12 protein-coding genes and 1 tRNA gene are annotated in these 15,190 nt (G+C 63.7%); 7 read left to right on the top strand and 6 right to left on the bottom strand.

Features of this window, described 5'->3' with window-relative positions; translation table 11 throughout:
- Positions 1 to 161 precede the first annotated feature (161 nt).
- Positions 162 to 1,349, top strand: coding sequence for a PucR family transcriptional regulator (locus tag ACOQFP_RS05010; RefSeq protein ID WP_421583672.1), 1,188 nt, complete (start codon positions 162 to 164; stop codon positions 1,347 to 1,349).
- A gap of 3 nt (positions 1,350 to 1,352) precedes the next feature.
- On the opposite strand, the gene ACOQFP_RS05005 is transcribed toward ACOQFP_RS05010, so the two are convergent.
- From ACOQFP_RS05005 to ACOQFP_RS04980, 6 genes are all read right to left on the bottom strand, one after another.
- Positions 1,353 to 2,309: an esterase/lipase family protein gene (locus ACOQFP_RS05005; protein WP_421583671.1), complete on the bottom strand. Its 957-nt coding sequence runs from the start codon at positions 2,307 to 2,309 to the stop codon at positions 1,353 to 1,355.
- 180 nt (positions 2,310 to 2,489) lie between these two features.
- On the bottom strand, positions 2,490 to 3,335 hold the full coding sequence (locus ACOQFP_RS05000; RefSeq protein WP_421583670.1) for a glycoside hydrolase family 16 protein: 846 nt from the start codon (positions 3,333 to 3,335) through the stop codon (positions 2,490 to 2,492).
- Between the two features lie 319 nt (positions 3,336 to 3,654).
- Positions 3,655 to 3,728 (bottom strand) — tRNA-Gly (locus tag ACOQFP_RS04995).
- A 31-nt stretch (positions 3,729 to 3,759) separates the two neighbouring features.
- Positions 3,760 to 5,541 carry a putative bifunctional diguanylate cyclase/phosphodiesterase gene (locus tag ACOQFP_RS04990; protein ID WP_421583696.1) on the bottom strand — a complete coding sequence of 594 codons (1,782 nt, stop codon included), beginning with the start codon at positions 5,539 to 5,541 and terminating at the stop codon, positions 3,760 to 3,762.
- A 117-nt stretch (positions 5,542 to 5,658) separates the two neighbouring features.
- Positions 5,659 to 7,788 (bottom strand): Rv1355c family protein, encoded by a 2,130-nt coding sequence (locus tag ACOQFP_RS04985; protein WP_421583669.1) that lies wholly within the window; start codon positions 7,786 to 7,788, stop codon positions 5,659 to 5,661.
- Entirely contained in the window at positions 7,785 to 8,498 is a 714-nt protein-coding gene (locus tag ACOQFP_RS04980) for a hypothetical protein (RefSeq protein WP_421583668.1), read from the bottom strand. Before ACOQFP_RS04980 ends, ACOQFP_RS04985 begins: the two co-directional genes overlap by 4 nt.
- A gap of 140 nt (positions 8,499 to 8,638) precedes the next feature.
- Here ACOQFP_RS04980 and dcd point away from each other — a divergent pair, with 140 nt between their 5' ends.
- From dcd to ACOQFP_RS04950, 6 genes are all read left to right on the top strand, one after another.
- On the top strand, positions 8,639 to 9,217 hold the full coding sequence (gene dcd / locus ACOQFP_RS04975) for a dCTP deaminase (RefSeq protein WP_421583667.1): 579 nt from the start codon (positions 8,639 to 8,641) through the stop codon (positions 9,215 to 9,217).
- A gap of 107 nt (positions 9,218 to 9,324) precedes the next feature.
- On the top strand, positions 9,325 to 10,941 hold the full coding sequence (locus ACOQFP_RS04970; RefSeq protein WP_421583666.1) for an Hsp70 family protein: 1,617 nt from the start codon (positions 9,325 to 9,327) through the stop codon (positions 10,939 to 10,941).
- A gap of 56 nt (positions 10,942 to 10,997) precedes the next feature.
- Positions 10,998 to 12,440 (top strand): CHAD domain-containing protein, encoded by a 1,443-nt coding sequence (locus ACOQFP_RS04965; protein WP_421583665.1) that lies wholly within the window; start codon positions 10,998 to 11,000, stop codon positions 12,438 to 12,440.
- An 80-nt stretch (positions 12,441 to 12,520) separates the two neighbouring features.
- Positions 12,521 to 13,630 carry a hypothetical protein gene (locus ACOQFP_RS04960; protein ID WP_421583664.1) on the top strand — a complete coding sequence of 370 codons (1,110 nt, stop codon included), beginning with the start codon at positions 12,521 to 12,523 and terminating at the stop codon, positions 13,628 to 13,630.
- 150 nt (positions 13,631 to 13,780) lie between these two features.
- The gene (locus ACOQFP_RS04955; RefSeq protein WP_206489553.1) at positions 13,781 to 14,068 is read left to right on the top strand and encodes an ANTAR domain-containing protein; all 288 of its coding nucleotides are present in this window, start codon (positions 13,781 to 13,783) and stop codon (positions 14,066 to 14,068) included.
- Positions 14,069 to 14,208: 140 nt separating this feature from the next.
- On the top strand, positions 14,209 to 15,177 hold the full coding sequence (locus ACOQFP_RS04950; protein ID WP_421583663.1) for an Hsp70 family protein: 969 nt from the start codon (positions 14,209 to 14,211) through the stop codon (positions 15,175 to 15,177).
- Positions 15,178 to 15,190 lie beyond the last annotated feature (13 nt).

Below are 15,190 nucleotides of genomic sequence, written 5' to 3'. Positions count from 1 at the left end.
TCGGCTCCACTCGTCGTTCGGGTACACGGCTAGAAGTGTGATTGTCGTCGCATTCGAGGGCCCGGGGCTATGGGCGGCTGCTCTCAATCGGGCGGGGTGATTTGTGCCGGTGCACAGTTTCGATGTGGCGTGGCTAACATCGGAGCGGTTAGAGTTCGGGCATGACTGCTACCGAGTTCGAGCTGCATCCCTCACCGACCGATCTGGCGGCGGCGATGCTCGACGAGGTCGACGACCTGGCAACCGAGCTGGTGCGACGGATACTCGGGGCCGAGCACGCGTATCTCGAATCCACTCTGCTCACCCCCGAGCAACTGCACGAGGCGTCGCGGAGCAATCTGGCGTCGATGTTGGGCAAGTTGTCCGGTCGCGCGCCCATCCGGCTCGAGTCTGCACAGGCAGCCGGCCGGCTCAAGGCCGAGCAGGGAGTGCCGCTGGCGGCCCTGCTTCATGCGTTTCGACTCGGTGGCAGGTTGGTGTGGGACGAGCTGATGGTGCGCTCGGACGGCCGTGCGAGCCACGCATTGCTCGATATGGCTGCCCAGGTGTGGGCTTTGGTCGACGTGTATTCGGACGAGGCCGCCGAGGCCTATCGCGAAAGTGCCGACGTGCGTGCCCGCGAAAGCGCCGAAGCCCGCGGACGGCTGATCCGCGTGCTCTTCGCCGATCACGCGGCGAACCCGACAGCGGCAGCGGACGCGCTACGGGCATTTCGTATTCCAGACCACGGATACTTCGCGGTGGTCTCGCAGGAGCCGCTGGCCACGGCAGCGTCGATCGACGGGCTGATTGCCCGGCTTCGCGCGGACGGCACCGAATCGGTGTGGGATGCAGAAGTGGACGGCAGTGTCGGGTTGATCTGCGCCGCAACCGAATCGGAGCTCGACTCCGCGCTGGATACTTTGAGTGAGTTGTGTCCGGGGCGAGTAGGGGTGAGCTCGATCTTTCGGTCGCCGTCGGGTATCGGCGATGCGGTGGGTCAGGCGCGGTTGGCGCGTCAGTGCAGTTCGCTCGATTCATCCCCCTCGATGCCGGTGCGATACGACTCTGTACCGGTGCCACTGTTGTTGGTGCGCGACCCACAGTCCGGCCGCATCGCCTCTCGCCAGATACTCGGCGATCTGTTGACCCTGCCGCGGCCTGAGCGCCAGAGCCTCCTGGCCACGCTGGACGCGTGGTTTTCCTGCGGCGGTTCTACCAAGGCGGCTGCCGAATCGTTGCACTACCACCGGAATACGGTGTTGTATCGGCTTCGCCGAATCGCGGAGTTGACCGGACGCGATTTTCGCGATCCCGCGCAGGTGGCAGAGCTGTACGTGGGGCTCCGGGCGCACCAACTGCTGACCTGAGGGTCAATTGCTGGCGAGGACGACGTCGAGGATCCCGGCCCCGAGCGGCACCGGCACACAGTTCGGAGGACGCGCATTCGCAGGGTCGAGGGCGTTGAGGGCCAGGCGCAGCGCAGTGGGATCGTAGGTGAAGGTGAAGTGCGCGACCTCTGTACGCGGACACACGTCCTGCACCACGATGTTGTGTGCGCCCGGGTCGCGAAGCAGCGCGTTGGTGTACGGCTGAATGACTTCGTCCACCTTGGTCGCGATGGATGTGTACTCGACGCCCGGCACGGTGTCGCCGCCCGCGTTGAGCCGCTCGAGAAAGTCGGATCCGGCCATCAGCTGTGCCAAACCGGTTCCGAATTCGCCTGCCACCAAGCCGGTTCCGCCGGGTACGGCCTGCACGAGCGGGGCCACTCCGTACATGGTGCCACCGTAGGTCGGCGACGCGATGCCCACCCAGCGATCCACCATGCGGTTTCCGCCGAGCCGGTTGACGAAGTATCGAGCGACGGCAGCGCCCTGTGAATATCCGACGACGTCGACGGCCGCGGCACCGGTCTCGTCGAGGATGGATCGGGTGATCGATTTCAGTTGTGCTGCACTGTCTTCGATTGCCCCGTAACCGTTGCTCGTCCCGTCCGGAGACGTTCCGTAGTTGATGGCGAACACGCAGAACCCGGCTGCTCGGAGTATCGGTGAGAATCCGGCCCAGTCGGAGTATGCGGTGGAGTCGGTGCCGTGCACCAGGACAACGGGGTTGGGGTGTGCGGCAGTGGGAGTGCAGCTCATGTCGTTGGATCCGGGAGGAGCGGCGTCACGGTTGGTTGCTGCGTAGCGGATGGCGTCCGCGTGATCGGGTTGTGTGGGGGCCGCGGCGATGGGCATCAGTGGTGAGGCGTGTGCCACCGGTGCGAACAGGGCAGGAGTAGCTGCGACAAGAAGGGCTATCAGACTCCACCGTGGTCTGCGCATGCGTCGACCATATTCCTGAAACTGTGAAATATCCCTGCATGACATCGGTTCTATTGATAAAAGTCACAATAGTGGTTTTCGGGCTCAAACCGTGCCGAACGTAATGGCGGCGGCCGCACATGCCGAGGGGCTCAGCCGGCGCGGCTGAGCCCCTCGTTCGAGTGCGGGCCGACGTGCAGGTCAGAGCCGGCTCACACGCAACCAGTCGACACTCATCGTCTGTGGATACGGCGTGCTGTTCAGGGTCTTGCCGACCCAGTTGTTGCCTACGGCGACATTGAGCAGGATGTAATGCGGCCAGGCGCCCGAGAATGCCTTCCAATTCCCGCCTTTTGCCTCGTACTGCGCCTGAGTCAGGGAGTAACGCGCAATTCCGTCGACGAACCAGGTGATGCTCGTGGGCAACCAGTCGATTCGGTAGGTGTGGAACCCATTGCCGACCGGGCCCATTCCACCGCCGGTCTTGACATCTTGATTCGGATTCCACTTCGACGGACCGTGCAAATTGAATGACGGACCGTTCGTGCCCGGAATTTCGACTGCGTCGATCTCGCCTTGGCTCGGCCACGAATATTCGCCGCCGGGTTGGAGGCCGAGGGTCCAGAATGCGGGTAACAGGCCCTGGGCGCTCGGCATTTTGATCGAGGCCTCGATGCGAACGGGTGGGCTCACCGACTGCTTGCCCATACTGACCACGCGGGCGCTGGTGAAGTTGTACGGTGCCCTTTTGCGATCCGGTGGAGTTTCGCGGCGTGCGGTGATGTTCAGAGTTCCGTTGAACTGATTGGCATTGTTCCAAGAATTCGTATAGTACTGCTGCTCACCAGAAGTCGCGCCCCAGCGTCCGGTCTGGAACCCCCACTTCGAGGGGTCTGGGCCTCCGTAGCCGTTGAACTGGTCTTCCCACAGGAGTGTCCCGGCTTGGGTTCTCGGGGGTGCTGCGAGTGCGGGCGCTGCGGTAGCTGACGAAACGGCAACGGCCATCGTTGTCAGCGTGACCGCAATAATTGTCATCAAAGATCGCATGAGGGGGTTCCTGTCAGGTCATATGTCGTGTGAACAAATGTCGACAAATGTTTTGTAGCACGACAAAGAAGGCGACAGAAGTTTCTTCTCAAATGCAGGAATTCTTGCGAATACAATGAATGAATTTGTCTGCACTACTGGTCGGTAGCAAGGGTATCGACCGAAATTCGTCGGTGGTCGGTTTGTTTCAGGAGTGACCACAGTGACGGCAGGGTGTTCGTGATCCGGGCGTGGCGGACGCGGCGGCGCCGCAGAAGGGTGCCGGCGGAAGGATGCCGGTAGGGGATGCCAGGAGGGGCGGCCCGCGTGGGCGGGGCGGTGGAGCCGGTGACGGGAATCGAACCCGCCTCTCAACCTTGGGAAGGTCGCGTTCTACCAATGAACTACACCGGCGTGTGAAGCGGTGTTCAGATTAGCAGGGCGCTCAGATGTCGATGCGCACGCCGTGCAGTATCGCCAGGGCGGCGTCGGTTGATACTGGTTTGGAGAACAGGAATCCCTGTGCGCGGGTGCAGCCCAGTTCGATGAGGGTCTGTCTGGCGCTCTGAGTTTCGACGCCTTCGGCGATGATGTTCAGTCCGAAGGCGTCGGCGAGGCCGATGATGGACTGGACGATGGCGAGGTCGCCGGTGGCTCCGTTGCCGAGTTCGGCGACGAAGGCGCGGTCGATCTTGAGTGCGTCGACGGGTAGTTCTTTCAGATGCGACAGTGAGCTGTATCCGGTGCCGAAGTCGTCGATGGCTACTTGCACGCCGAGTTCGCGAAGTTCGCGAAGCGTCACCCTGGTTCGCGAAAGATCTTGCACCACTGCTACTTCGGTGATCTCCAGGCACAGTCGTCGACCGGTTATCGAGAACTCTGTCAGTGCTCGAGCGACGGTGGCGACGAAGCCGTTGGTCACCAGTTGCACGGGCGAGATGTTGACGCGCATCGAGATGTCGAGTTCGGGTATTTCTCGTTGCCAGTCGGCGAGCGTGCGGCAGGCGCGGTCGAGGACCCAGCGGCCGAGCTCGCCTGCGAGGTTCGTCTCCTCGGCCACCGGGATGAATGCGGACGGGGGTAGGAGGCCGCGGGTGGGGTGCTGCCACCGAACCAGCGCTTCGACCGCGGTGACACGTCCGGAGACGAGGTCCACCTCGGGCTGGAAGTACAGCGTCAGCGAGTTGCCTGCGATGGCGTCGCGTAGGTGGATTTCGACGTCGTTGCGAAGTCTGGAATCGGCGTGCATCTCGTCGGTGAACAGGGCGATATCGTGGCCACCTGCGCGCTTGGCCACCAATGCCGCTTGATCGGCCTGCCGCAGAAGCAATTCCGCAGTGTGTCTGCCAGGTTCGCCGAAGGCGAGGCCGATGCTTGCGCTGCGGCTGATCCGTTCTACTCCGAGGGTGACGGGGGCGGTGATGGCGTCGGCGATCACTTCGGCGTGGTGTGTCGCGACGCGGGCCGAGCACGGCCCGGCGAGTACGACGACGAATTCGTCGCCGCTCAGTCGGGCGACGATGCCTGCCGTAGTGCCGACGAAGGTCCGTAACCGATCGGCGATGGTCTTCAGGAAACGGTCCCCGGCAGCGTGTCCGAGAAAGTCGTTGAGGGCTTTGAGGCGGTCGAGGTCGATATGCATCACGGCGACAGGGCCGGGCATGGACACGTCGAGTCGGTTGTGGATGTGTTGGGTGAGGGCAGTGCGGTTCGGTAGCTGGGTCAAATCGTCGTGCAGGGCAGCGAACCGCAGTTGTTCCTCGGCGATCACCCGTGACTGCAACTGTGAGAGCAGCGCCGCAATTGCTTTGAGGGCGTTGAGTTCTTCCTCGGACCAACTTCGGTCGCCCACTTTGATCAAACCCAGGATTCCGGTGGTTCGGCCCGAGTGCAGTAGCGGCACCACCGACATCGACGTCGCGGACAGTCCCGAGCCCTGCTCGACGCGAAGGCGGTAACCTTCCTGTTCCGGGTTCGGCCGAAACACTGCCGGTTCGGTCAGTGTTTCGGCCAGTTTGAACACCGAGTCGGCGTCTTCGAACTTGACCACGGCCAACGGGTCCGGATCCGGCACGCTCAATCGAGGTGGCCATTCTGCGGTCAGCAGAGTGGCCCTGGCTTCGAAGTCGTTGTGTCGGAGGAAGCTGAAGTCGATGCCGAGGTGGTCCACGAGTTGACGCAGCACGGATTCGTAGGCCTCGCGCACCGTCGCCGCATCGACTCCCATGAGTTCGGTTGCGACGCCGGTGACGAGGACCTCGAGCGTCCGTGTGTTCTGCAGTGCCTCACTCCCGCCTCTTCGCAGACACAAGGCAGGACTGTTCCCCCTGGTCTTTGCCGGACTCTACCCCGATCCGGGTGCCGAAACAGGCAGTCTGCGACTGTATATCCCGGTTTTCGGGGCGCAACTGAGCCGCAACACCAGCGCGACCGATTCCGATTCGCTCAGGTCGAAGAGCGTACGAAACCTCGATGTCAACTGCTGCAACGCTTCTGCGTGATGAACGGACAGTTGTCGGTGTTCCTCAGGAGTGCGGGCGTAGATGAACGCCGGCGAAACCGGCTGCACGGCCACACCGTGCAAATGTGCAGTTACCCATACGTTCTCCGTTGCATATCCGCCCCGAATGTAATGTTCTGCAGTCGATCCGGGAACGACGACCACGGCCAGTGCCGAACTCGACAGCACCCGATCACGCATGTCGCTGCCCAATGCCGCACCGACGTTCCAGGCATCGACCAGTGCCATGACCTCCGGCCGTTTGACGATCTCGAGCTTGGACAGATCCGCGTCGTCGATCCCCAAGCTGGACACCTCGATCCCCTGATCGGGATCGCGGTCGCCTGGCCAGCGCAACTCGGAGAACATTTCCCGGTGCAGTTGCGGGGTGAGATACCGGATGCGGTCGGCCTCGCCGAGGATCTCGGCCGCCTCTGCCAACGCCTCGCGCGCGCTCAGCAACACCAGCCGCCCGCCTTCGGCCGCAGCCGCAGCGACGAGGTCGGCGACGACGTCTGTACCGAGCGGCTCGCCGGTGCCCAGTTCCCGGTTGGTGCAGCGGCCGAGGACGCCGTCGAGCAGACCTCGGTCGGTGATCGGGCCTGGTTGCCCGTCACCCAGCGAGATGTCGACTCCGCGCTCGGTGATCTCGGCGCTGTCGAATCTGCCCTGAGCGGTCGCTGCCACCCGCGCATTGAAGGCTGCAGCGCCCACCGCGACGTAACTACCTCGGTAGGCGATGTCGAGCGTCGAGGTGCGGGATGTGTCGACGCCGATCCTGACGGTGCGTCCAACGATCTCGATCGTCCACGGTTGACTGTTCCCGCCGGACGGCGCGCGCTGGGCGGCGTGGAGAACGAGTGCGTCGGGATCGACGAAGCTCGGCCGAACAGCGGCCGAGGGCTCGGGCGGAGCCGGTTCCGTCCGCCGTGTCGGTGCAGGCGTCGCGAGCGCATCGAGGTGGGTGTCGAGATCGATGCGAATCCGCCCGGACGGCAGGTGCGCTCCCGTGCCGAGGCGTCGAACGGCAGCAGCGATGGTGGCACCACCGAGTTGAACGTCGCCGCCGAGCTGGGGCCACGTTTCGATCGTCTCGCCCACCTCCACCATCGAGGCGGCCATGCGGGCCGAGAGCAGTGCGGCGTCGAGCTGGTCGAGCACGATCGGGATCTTCTCGCGTGTGCCGAGTCCGCGCAGGCTCGAGAAGTCGATCTCTCCGAGTATGCCGTGGAACACCGGTCGGTCGGGCTCGAGGTCGAAGCGTTCGACGTCCAGTAGCCCGCGGTCGGAGGTCTCCATCAGCACCGGGATTCGACGCGACCTGGCTTCTTCGCGGGCAAGGACCTTGACGTCGAGTGAGTCGCACTCCTCCACCAGCAGGTCGAGGCCGTCGAAGAATTCGGCGACGGTGTTCTCGGTGAGCCCTTCCTCGACGACCTCCACCCGTAGATAGGGATCGATTTCGGCAATGCGTCTGGCGGCGACGATCGCTTTGTTGACGCCGAGATCGAGGATCGAGGCCGGAATTCTATTGAGGTTGGACAGTTCTATCTCGTCGAAATCTGCCAGTCGGAGCGTCCCGCAGATTCCTTCGAGTGCCAACGTGTGGGCAATGGCATGCCCGACGCTCAGGCCGATGATTCCTATCGTGAGATCTCCCAAATTATTCTGTTCGTCCAGCGTTATCTTGTTTCTGTTTCTGTCGAGTCTCAGGTGTCTGAACGAGCGAGGCCCGAGCACGGCGACGACTGTTTTTCGCCAGGGAAAATAGATCCAACGGTCCGTTTCGTCGAGGAGGCTCTGCTCTGGGCTGGGCAGGAGATCCCGGAGTCCATTTCTTTGTGTCTCACGCTCGTCGAGGAATGTCAGGCTCGTGTCGCGCCTGAGTTCCTCGAGTGCGCATCGCTGTGTGGTGTCCGTCTCGTCGAAGATCACAGGCTGCCACTGGTGATCGATCGTGGTTTTCTCGCTCATGAGGCCACCGCCTGCGGGAGCACGATTGCCGATCGATGGTGGGCGAGCAGTGAGGCGGTGTTGCGCCGCATCCGACGCCAGGTGGCGAGTTCGGCCTCGAAGGCGAGAGTTTTCCTGTCCCACCAGAACACCTCTGTTCGGTACCGCTCGTCGGGGTAGGGGATCGGTTCGATCTGTGTGGCGATGACTGCGCCGGTCTCCAGCCAGGCAGCGCGAACGTGGGAGGCCGCCGTGGCCAGTGCATACCGCGCGCCGAGCAGAGCCGTGCTGTATGCGGGAGATTCGGCGATCATCGCGGTGATCGCGCGACCGCGGGGTGCGTTGGGAGCGACCCACGCCGATTTGAGTTCGACGACTCCGTGGTCGATGCGCTCGTCGAGCATGGCGTGGACGTGGCGTCGACCGTGGGGATGTTCGTCGAATTCGACGAGCGCGTGTGCCTGATCGACTGAGGAATACGGGCCTTGCACGCGCACCCCGCCGAGTATCGTCCCGGAGTGATCGAGTGCCGCGAAGAACAGTCGGGTGGTGTGTCCGTCCCGGATTGCCGATATTTCCAGTGCCGCGGTGACACCGTGTCGCGTATAACTTTCTTGCGCGCCGTCGAGAAATTGGTTCCACAGCACCGGATTTTCTTCTGGTGTGGTCGCAACAATGCGGCACTGGGATCGATGATCCAGGTACGACGGAACGTCGAACGGAATTCTCATTTCACTCTTCCTTTTAGGAGTTGCCCGAATGTGAAAGGTGGTACCGCTCGATTGTCCGGCTTTTCTTTTGTCGAGCGCTCCCTCGACTCAGGGGCTCGGGTGTGTCGCGGGAGGCGGTGGCGGACCAGTAGCCTGCAGTGGTGCTGCTCTCCGACCGTGATATCCGTGCCGAAGTGACCCAGGGCAACCTGGGGATCGAACCTTTCGACCCGTCGATGGTTCAGCCGTCGAGTGTCGATGTGCGGCTCGACAAGCTCTTCCGTGTGTTCAACAACACTCGGTACACGCACATCGATCCGGCGTTGCAGCAGGACGAGTTGACGTCGCTGGTCGAGCCCGCGGCCGGTGAGCCGTTCGTTCTGCACCCGGGTGAGTTCGTGCTCGGCTCCACGCTGGAGTTGACGACATTGCCGGATTACCTGGCCGGTCGACTGGAAGGAAAGAGTTCGCTCGGACGGCTGGGCTTGCTCACTCACTCGACGGCGGGCTTCATCGATCCCGGCTTCAGTGGCCACATCACATTGGAGTTGTCCAACGTCGCCAATCTCCCGATCACGCTGTGGCCGGGAATGAAGATCGGCCAACTGTGTCTGTTCCGGCTTTCGTCACCAGCCGAGAATCCCTACGGCAGCTCTGCCGTCGGCTCGAAGTACCAGGGGCAGCGCGGCCCGACGCCGTCGAAGGCATACCTGAACTTCATACGGTCCAGCGTCGATTAACTGGTCTCATGGTTTGTTTTTGTCGAGAAAACATGATTGATAGACGGTTGTAGCGGTACTCTGGGACGTCCAGCGTGGGTTGGGGTCGACCAGAGCGAGGATTTCTCATGTCCGCGGTTACCGGTGCATCCGTACTCGGTGCGTCGTTGGGATCGAGCGGTGTTCGTAGCGTGATCAGCGACGACGCTCACTCCGGCGCGGTCCTGGAAGTGCACGAACCAGTGTCGTTGCAGCCTGCACCCAACGGTCTTGCGCCCGATCCCTGGGACTCCGTCATCACCTCGGTGCACAACCTGGCGAACGAGTATGCCTCTGCACACTTCTATCCGGTACTCGCGCTGCGCGAAAGCGAGCCGAGGACGGCATACGACCAGGATTTTTCGGACGGCGTCGTGCTCGTTTCGGAGCTCGGTGCCCAATTGGTCGCGCTCGAGCAGACGGGCGTGCTGGCCGGTGAGTTCTGCGTGGCACTGTTCGACGTGGGCGCGTCCGGTACCTCGGTATCCGTGGTGGAGGTGGGCAGCGGTCGGGTTCTCGCCTCGCGACGCACCGGTGAACTCAGCGGTGACGAATGCGATCGGCTGCTGCGAGATCACCTGATCGGCATGTTCGGTGCGGCCGAGGCGCTGACGGTGGACGCGCGCCGTCGGCTCGTGTCGGACGTTCGAGTCGGCAAACACGAACTTTCTCTGCTCCGCAGTGTCTCTGTGCGGGGGCCGTTCGTCGGCGGACGCGCCTCTTTGTGGCGTGGCAATCTCGACGAGCTCATCGGCGACGCCGTACACCGGGCCGTCTCGATGGCCGTCGATGTGCTCGACGAGGTCCGAGCACGCGGCGCACATGTCGACGCCATCGTTGCCGTGGGTGGTGGTGCCAACATGCAGATCGTCCGGAAAGTACTGTTCGACGCGGTCTCGATACCGGTCTACGTGCCCGAACAGCCGGAATTGTTGGCGGCGCGTGGTGCTGCTGGGATCGCTCGGATGCTGGGCGTCCGGCCTGCGCCGTCGACCGACGACGCGCGCACCGAGCAGATCGCGGCCGTCGGGCATGATGCCGATGTGTCCGCGGTTGTCACCGCGAGTGCGGTGGCCTCCAAGCGCCCGCGGCACAGCGGAACCTCGGCCACGCGCATGGCACGGGCACACAAGTCGCGGCATCTCGGTCGTGCTCTGGCCGCATTGGTTGTTCTCTGCGCAGCCGGAACTGTCGCTGCTGCCGCGGCGCGGAGCACCGGCGAGGACGCGTCACCCGTGGTGAGCAGCCCGACCCCGTCCACACAGGCCACTCGCTCCCAGTCGGTGGTGCCTGCTGCGGACGGTTCGCCAGCCGGTCCAGAGGAGTCCTCGTTGCCGGCCCCGACCGTGACGGCTGCCCCCACGTCGGACGATCGCCCCGCGCCCTCTCCGGTGGCCACCACGGTGACCGATATGGCCACCACTACCTCGCCGCTGCCTCTCACGCCGTCCGGCTCACCCTCGGGGAGAGACGATTCGACGGTTCGCGAGAGGTCCGCCCCAGGGCCGGCCACAACAGTGCCGACGACGGAGTCGTCGCCTACCACCACGCGCGCTCCGTCCACCACGACCTCGGTCCAGACCACGACGGCTCCGTCCACCACGCCCGAGCCGACAACGACAACGACGACACGATCGACGACCACCACACGACCCACTCGGACGTTCGACTTCCCGTTCCCGAAACTGGGTCTGCCTGGGGGCTGAGCGGTCTGCGGGTTTCCGACACCATCGGCACCGGTGCTCGAGGCAGGATAGTCGGTATGGAGTCGATTCAGACCGAGCGCGAAGACAAATTCGACGTCGACGAAGATTTCCAGTTGCCCTCGCTCACGTCGCTGGTGCCCGCCGACGGCGCAGTGGTGACGAGCGAAACCCACCTCGTCAGCGAGTACTTCGATACGACCGGGCAGGATCTGTTGCGCCGAGGAATCACCGTGCGACGACGCACCGGGGATGCCGACAACGGCTGGCACGCAAAGGTTCCGGCCGACAAGGCGCGAACGGAGATTCGACTTCCTCTCGGCAGCGGTCTGCACACTGCAGTGCCGGACGAGCTGATCGAGGTGCTTCGCGGCGCGGTGATCGGCGGTGCGTTGTCCGCGGTCGCGACCCTGACGACGCGTCGCATGGTGCATACCGTGTCGGATGCCGATGGCGGCGTGGTCGCGGAGATCGCCGATGACGAGGTGTCGGTGGTACTGATCGGTGGTGCGACGGGGCCGCGGTGGCGGGAGGTCGAAGTCGAACTCGGCCTGGCCGGCTCGGAGTCGTTTCTGAAGAAGGCGGGCAAAGTATTGCGTGCCGCCGGGGCTCGCCCATCGGCGCATCCCTCGAAATTGCACCGCGCGCTCTCGGTAGTGCGTGAGATTCCGGCCGCTGCCGGTGTGCGGTTGCTGACGGATTACCTCGACGAGCAGGTGCAGGCGATCGTCGCGGGCGATGTGTATCTGCGCCGAGGGCTGGATCCGATCCATTCGACGAGGGTGGCCATCCGGCGGTACCGCAGCACTCTTCGGGTCTTCGGAAGCCTGTTCGAGGACGAGTCAGCAGCTCATCTGGAGAGCGAACTATCTTGGTACGCAAATATTCTCGGCGAGGTTCGAGACCGCCAGGTGCAGCGCGCTCGGTTCGCGGCCGCGCTGCGCGAACTTCCACCCGAATGGGTGCTGGGGCCGGTGGCCGCACGTATCGAGAACGATCTGTTGGCCGAACAGATTCGCTATCGCGAATCGGCGATGGCCGAACTCGACGGAGACCGCTATCTCGCGTTGCTGACGATGTTGTCGGCATGGTCGCGTGGGCTACCGATCGACGGTGAGGTCAGTGAGAAGGTGTTGGTCAACCTCGCGCGGAAGGCAGGCAAGAAGGCGATCGATCGCACTCGACGCGCGGTGCGCGGCACCGACGACGAGGCGTTGCATCGTGCCAGGAAGGCATCCAAGCGGGCCAGATATGCCGCCGAATTGGTCGACCCGGCCGTGGACAAGAAGGTCTCGAAGGCGAACATCAAGCGTTACAGAACAATTCAGGAAGTTCTCGGCGAGCATCAGGATGCGGTGATCGCAGCGGACATCGTGCGCAGGCTCGGCGCGCGGGCCGGTTCGACGGCTGGTGAGAACGGATTCACCTTCGGTCTGCTCTTCGAGCGCGAGCGCCGCGCCGCCGAGTCTGCCCGAGAGCAGGCCGGCAACCTCGAGTTCTGACGCCGAAAACAGTTCGATCGCCCGATTCGGCGCTCGAAGTGTACTCTCGGTCCGAATCGGATTCGGGGGAGTCGACGCATATGTCCATTGCACTCGGCGTACACGTGGGTGTCGACGAGATTTCGGCTGTTCTCATCGAGGCCGACCTGCCCGAACTCGGACCGGTTGCAGCCCGCACCGCGGCTGTTGCGTCGGTGCCCGGCGGTGTCGGTGACGCCGCGACCACGATGCTCGGCATCATGCGTGTGCAGGCCGCGCAGCAGGACCTACTCATTGCTCGCTCGGCGATCGTCTGCGACAGCTTGCTGGTGTGCGGCATCGTGCGCGCTGCATTGACGGCCCATCAGATCAGCGACGTGCTCGTCGTGGATGCCGGAGATCCGCGGTTGGACGGCGAGCTTCCGCTGGGAACCGCCGCGGCTCTGATCGGTATCGCGGTAGCGCCGTCCGAGTGGACCGACGACGGGGACTCGACCGATTCCGTTCCGGCTGAACCTGCACGCGGAGCGCGGCTGGCGGTGATCGGATTGGGCGTCGCGGTTCTCGCTGCGCTCAGCGGTGCGACGGTCTGGGCGCTGACGTCGATCGGTCCGGCGGAGAACTCTGTGGTCGGCACCGCGGACACCAACGATGTCGGCGCGATTCCGCGGAGCGGTAGCACTGCGATAACGCCGTCGTCGACGCAGGCGGTAGCAGGTGTTGTGCATTCGCCTGGAGACCCGTCGACTATCCCGCCTGTCGAGACGGAGCTGTTCGAGTCACCTGTGTTCGGGCCGGTTCCGGTGGCCTCGTGGAGCGAGGCCCCACCTGCGGCTCCGGTCCCGACGCCGGCCGAGGAGGTTTCGGCCGGTGGCGGCGGATCGGACGGTGGTCAGTCCGGTGGTGGTCGGAAACCCGGTGGTGGTGTCGGCGGCGGCAACTCGAACAACGGCAACTCCGGTGAGGACAGTGGCGGTTCGGGCGGTGGGAACTCCGATGGTCACAACTCGGGCGGTGGCGATGCGGGTGGTGGCGATGCGGGTGGTGGCGATTCGGGTAGTGGTTCGGAGGAGACCGAAACGCCGACGGTCGATCCGGAACCCGAGACCGAGGAGCCGACCACCGATCCACCGTCGACGACCACCGATGTTCCGGCCACCACCGAGGCCACCTCTACGGTCTCGGAACCGTCGGAGGGCCCGGTCGAGTGACTCGGATTCGTCTATTTCATTGCGAGCAAGCGATTTTGATACTCGGACAAGTCGGCCATATGACAGGTGTGTGAATTCAGCTCCGGCATCTGAACTTCTGCTCGAGCGTCGCTACCATCGAGGCATCGACCAGTAGACGGTGAGTATTCGATGACCGACAATCCCGCAGCAGAATTGGCGACCCGCACGACCATCGACAGGGCGGTGGGTGTCCTCATCGCGCTGCGTGGCTGTAGCCCCGAGGATGCGTTCGCCGAGTTGGCGGCGCACAGCTTCCGTTTCGACGTTTCGCTGGTGCAGTCGGCCCGTTCCATCGTCGCTGCCGCTCGCGGTCTGGACTCGGCCAGTGGTGTGGCAGGTGCGGCCATGACATCGGCCCAGCAGGATTGGGGATCGTTACTGGCCGTCCGCCGTGATCCCTTCGATCACGTCGCGTGACTTCGACCGAATTTCGGCCTGCCGCTTGTGGGATCTCATAAAACAAACCGTTAGTTCATAAAAATCGACGGATTGCTGTCTTGTGGGTGGTTAGAAGGTTACTATCGGCTGGTCGGAGTAGCCAATCGAGTCGAGGAATCATGAAAACAGTCCTTGGTGTCTCGGTGGGTTCTGCCACTGCCCGAGGTGTCGCGGTCGATGCGATCGACGAATCCGTGCGGTCTGCCCACATCGTCCATTCGTTCGATCCGGGGGATCACCTCCAGGTGGCCCTCGATCTGGTGGATTCGATGTCACGCGATCAGTCGGTCGAGCGAGCCGACATCGTGTTGGCTGTACCCGACGATCCTGGTGCCCGCGGCCGAACGTCCGCATTTTCCATGTACGAGGCCGATCGTCTGCTGGTCGCGTCGGAACTCGGTGCCCAGCTGCGGTATCTCCGAGGCACGGGCCAGCTGGAGGGTGCTCGTACCGTCGCCATCTGTGACATCGGTGCGTCCGGCACGACGATGTCCATCGCAGATCCGGCCAACGGCAGGGTATTCAGCTCGGTGCGCACCACATTGTTCGGAGGCATCGGGTGCGATGAGCAGATCTCGCGCTACCTGCTCTCGACGTACGGAGCGGACGAGTTGGAATCCGAGCGTGCCCGAGCTGACTTGATGGTCGCCGTTCGGACGGCGCGTGAGCAGCTGTCCAGGCTGCGGGTGACCGAGGTGGCAGGGCCCTTCGTCGGCGGACCAGTCCGGTTGTGGCGCAATACATTCGACGATATTCTCGAGCGCAGCATCCGCTCGTTGGAGGATTGGGTAGCCAGCGTCATAGTCGACGCGCCCTGCGCTGTGAACGCGTTGGTGATGGTCGGTGGCTGTGCCAATCTCCCGTCGCTTCGTCGGTTCTTTCGTCGCGATCTGCTGTTGCCGGTCTTCGCACCTGCCAACCCGGAGTCGCTCACTGCGCACGGTGCTGCCCTGATGGCCGTCGATGCGGTCGCTGCGCGACAACATCACCCGCGGGGCGCAATGAGTCGGGCCGGTGGCCCGTCACAGCACGGCGCGATGGTGGGCATGGTGGGCTATCGTGACGCCCCGCGACACCGTTCAGCCTGACACCCAACCTACC

The sequence above is a fragment of the Rhodococcus sp. MALMAid1271 genome (genome assembly GCF_049195265.1).
GTDB lineage: Bacteria > Actinomycetota > Actinomycetes > Mycobacteriales > Mycobacteriaceae > Rhodococcoides.
The sequence above is the reverse complement of the archived record's forward strand: the minus strand, read 5'-3'. Positions and strand labels throughout refer to the sequence as shown.

Excerpts from the sequence above, each read along its gene's own strand:
- ACOQFP_RS04950 (WP_421583663.1), top strand. The coding sequence starts at position 14,209 with ATGAAAACAGTCCTTGGTGTCTCGGTGGGTTCTGCCACTGCCCGAGGT.
- ACOQFP_RS04980 (WP_421583668.1), bottom strand. The coding sequence starts at position 8,498 with ATGAGAATTCCGTTCGACGTTCCGTCGTACCTGGATCATCGATCCCAG.
- ACOQFP_RS04955 (WP_206489553.1), top strand. The coding sequence starts at position 13,781 with ATGACCGACAATCCCGCAGCAGAATTGGCGACCCGCACGACCATCGAC.
- ACOQFP_RS04990 (WP_421583696.1), bottom strand. The coding sequence starts at position 5,541 with ATGGGAGTCGATGCGGCGACGGTGCGCGAGGCCTACGAATCCGTGCTG.
- ACOQFP_RS05000 (WP_421583670.1), bottom strand. The coding sequence starts at position 3,335 with ATGCGATCTTTGATGACAATTATTGCGGTCACGCTGACAACGATGGCC.
- ACOQFP_RS04960 (WP_421583664.1), top strand. The coding sequence starts at position 12,521 with ATGTCCATTGCACTCGGCGTACACGTGGGTGTCGACGAGATTTCGGCT.
- ACOQFP_RS04970 (WP_421583666.1), top strand. The coding sequence starts at position 9,325 with ATGTCCGCGGTTACCGGTGCATCCGTACTCGGTGCGTCGTTGGGATCG.
- ACOQFP_RS04965 (WP_421583665.1), top strand. The coding sequence starts at position 10,998 with ATGGAGTCGATTCAGACCGAGCGCGAAGACAAATTCGACGTCGACGAA.
- ACOQFP_RS04985 (WP_421583669.1), bottom strand. The coding sequence starts at position 7,788 with ATGAGCGAGAAAACCACGATCGATCACCAGTGGCAGCCTGTGATCTTC.
- ACOQFP_RS05010 (WP_421583672.1), top strand. The coding sequence starts at position 162 with ATGACTGCTACCGAGTTCGAGCTGCATCCCTCACCGACCGATCTGGCG.
- ACOQFP_RS05005 (WP_421583671.1), bottom strand. The coding sequence starts at position 2,309 with ATGCGCAGACCACGGTGGAGTCTGATAGCCCTTCTTGTCGCAGCTACT.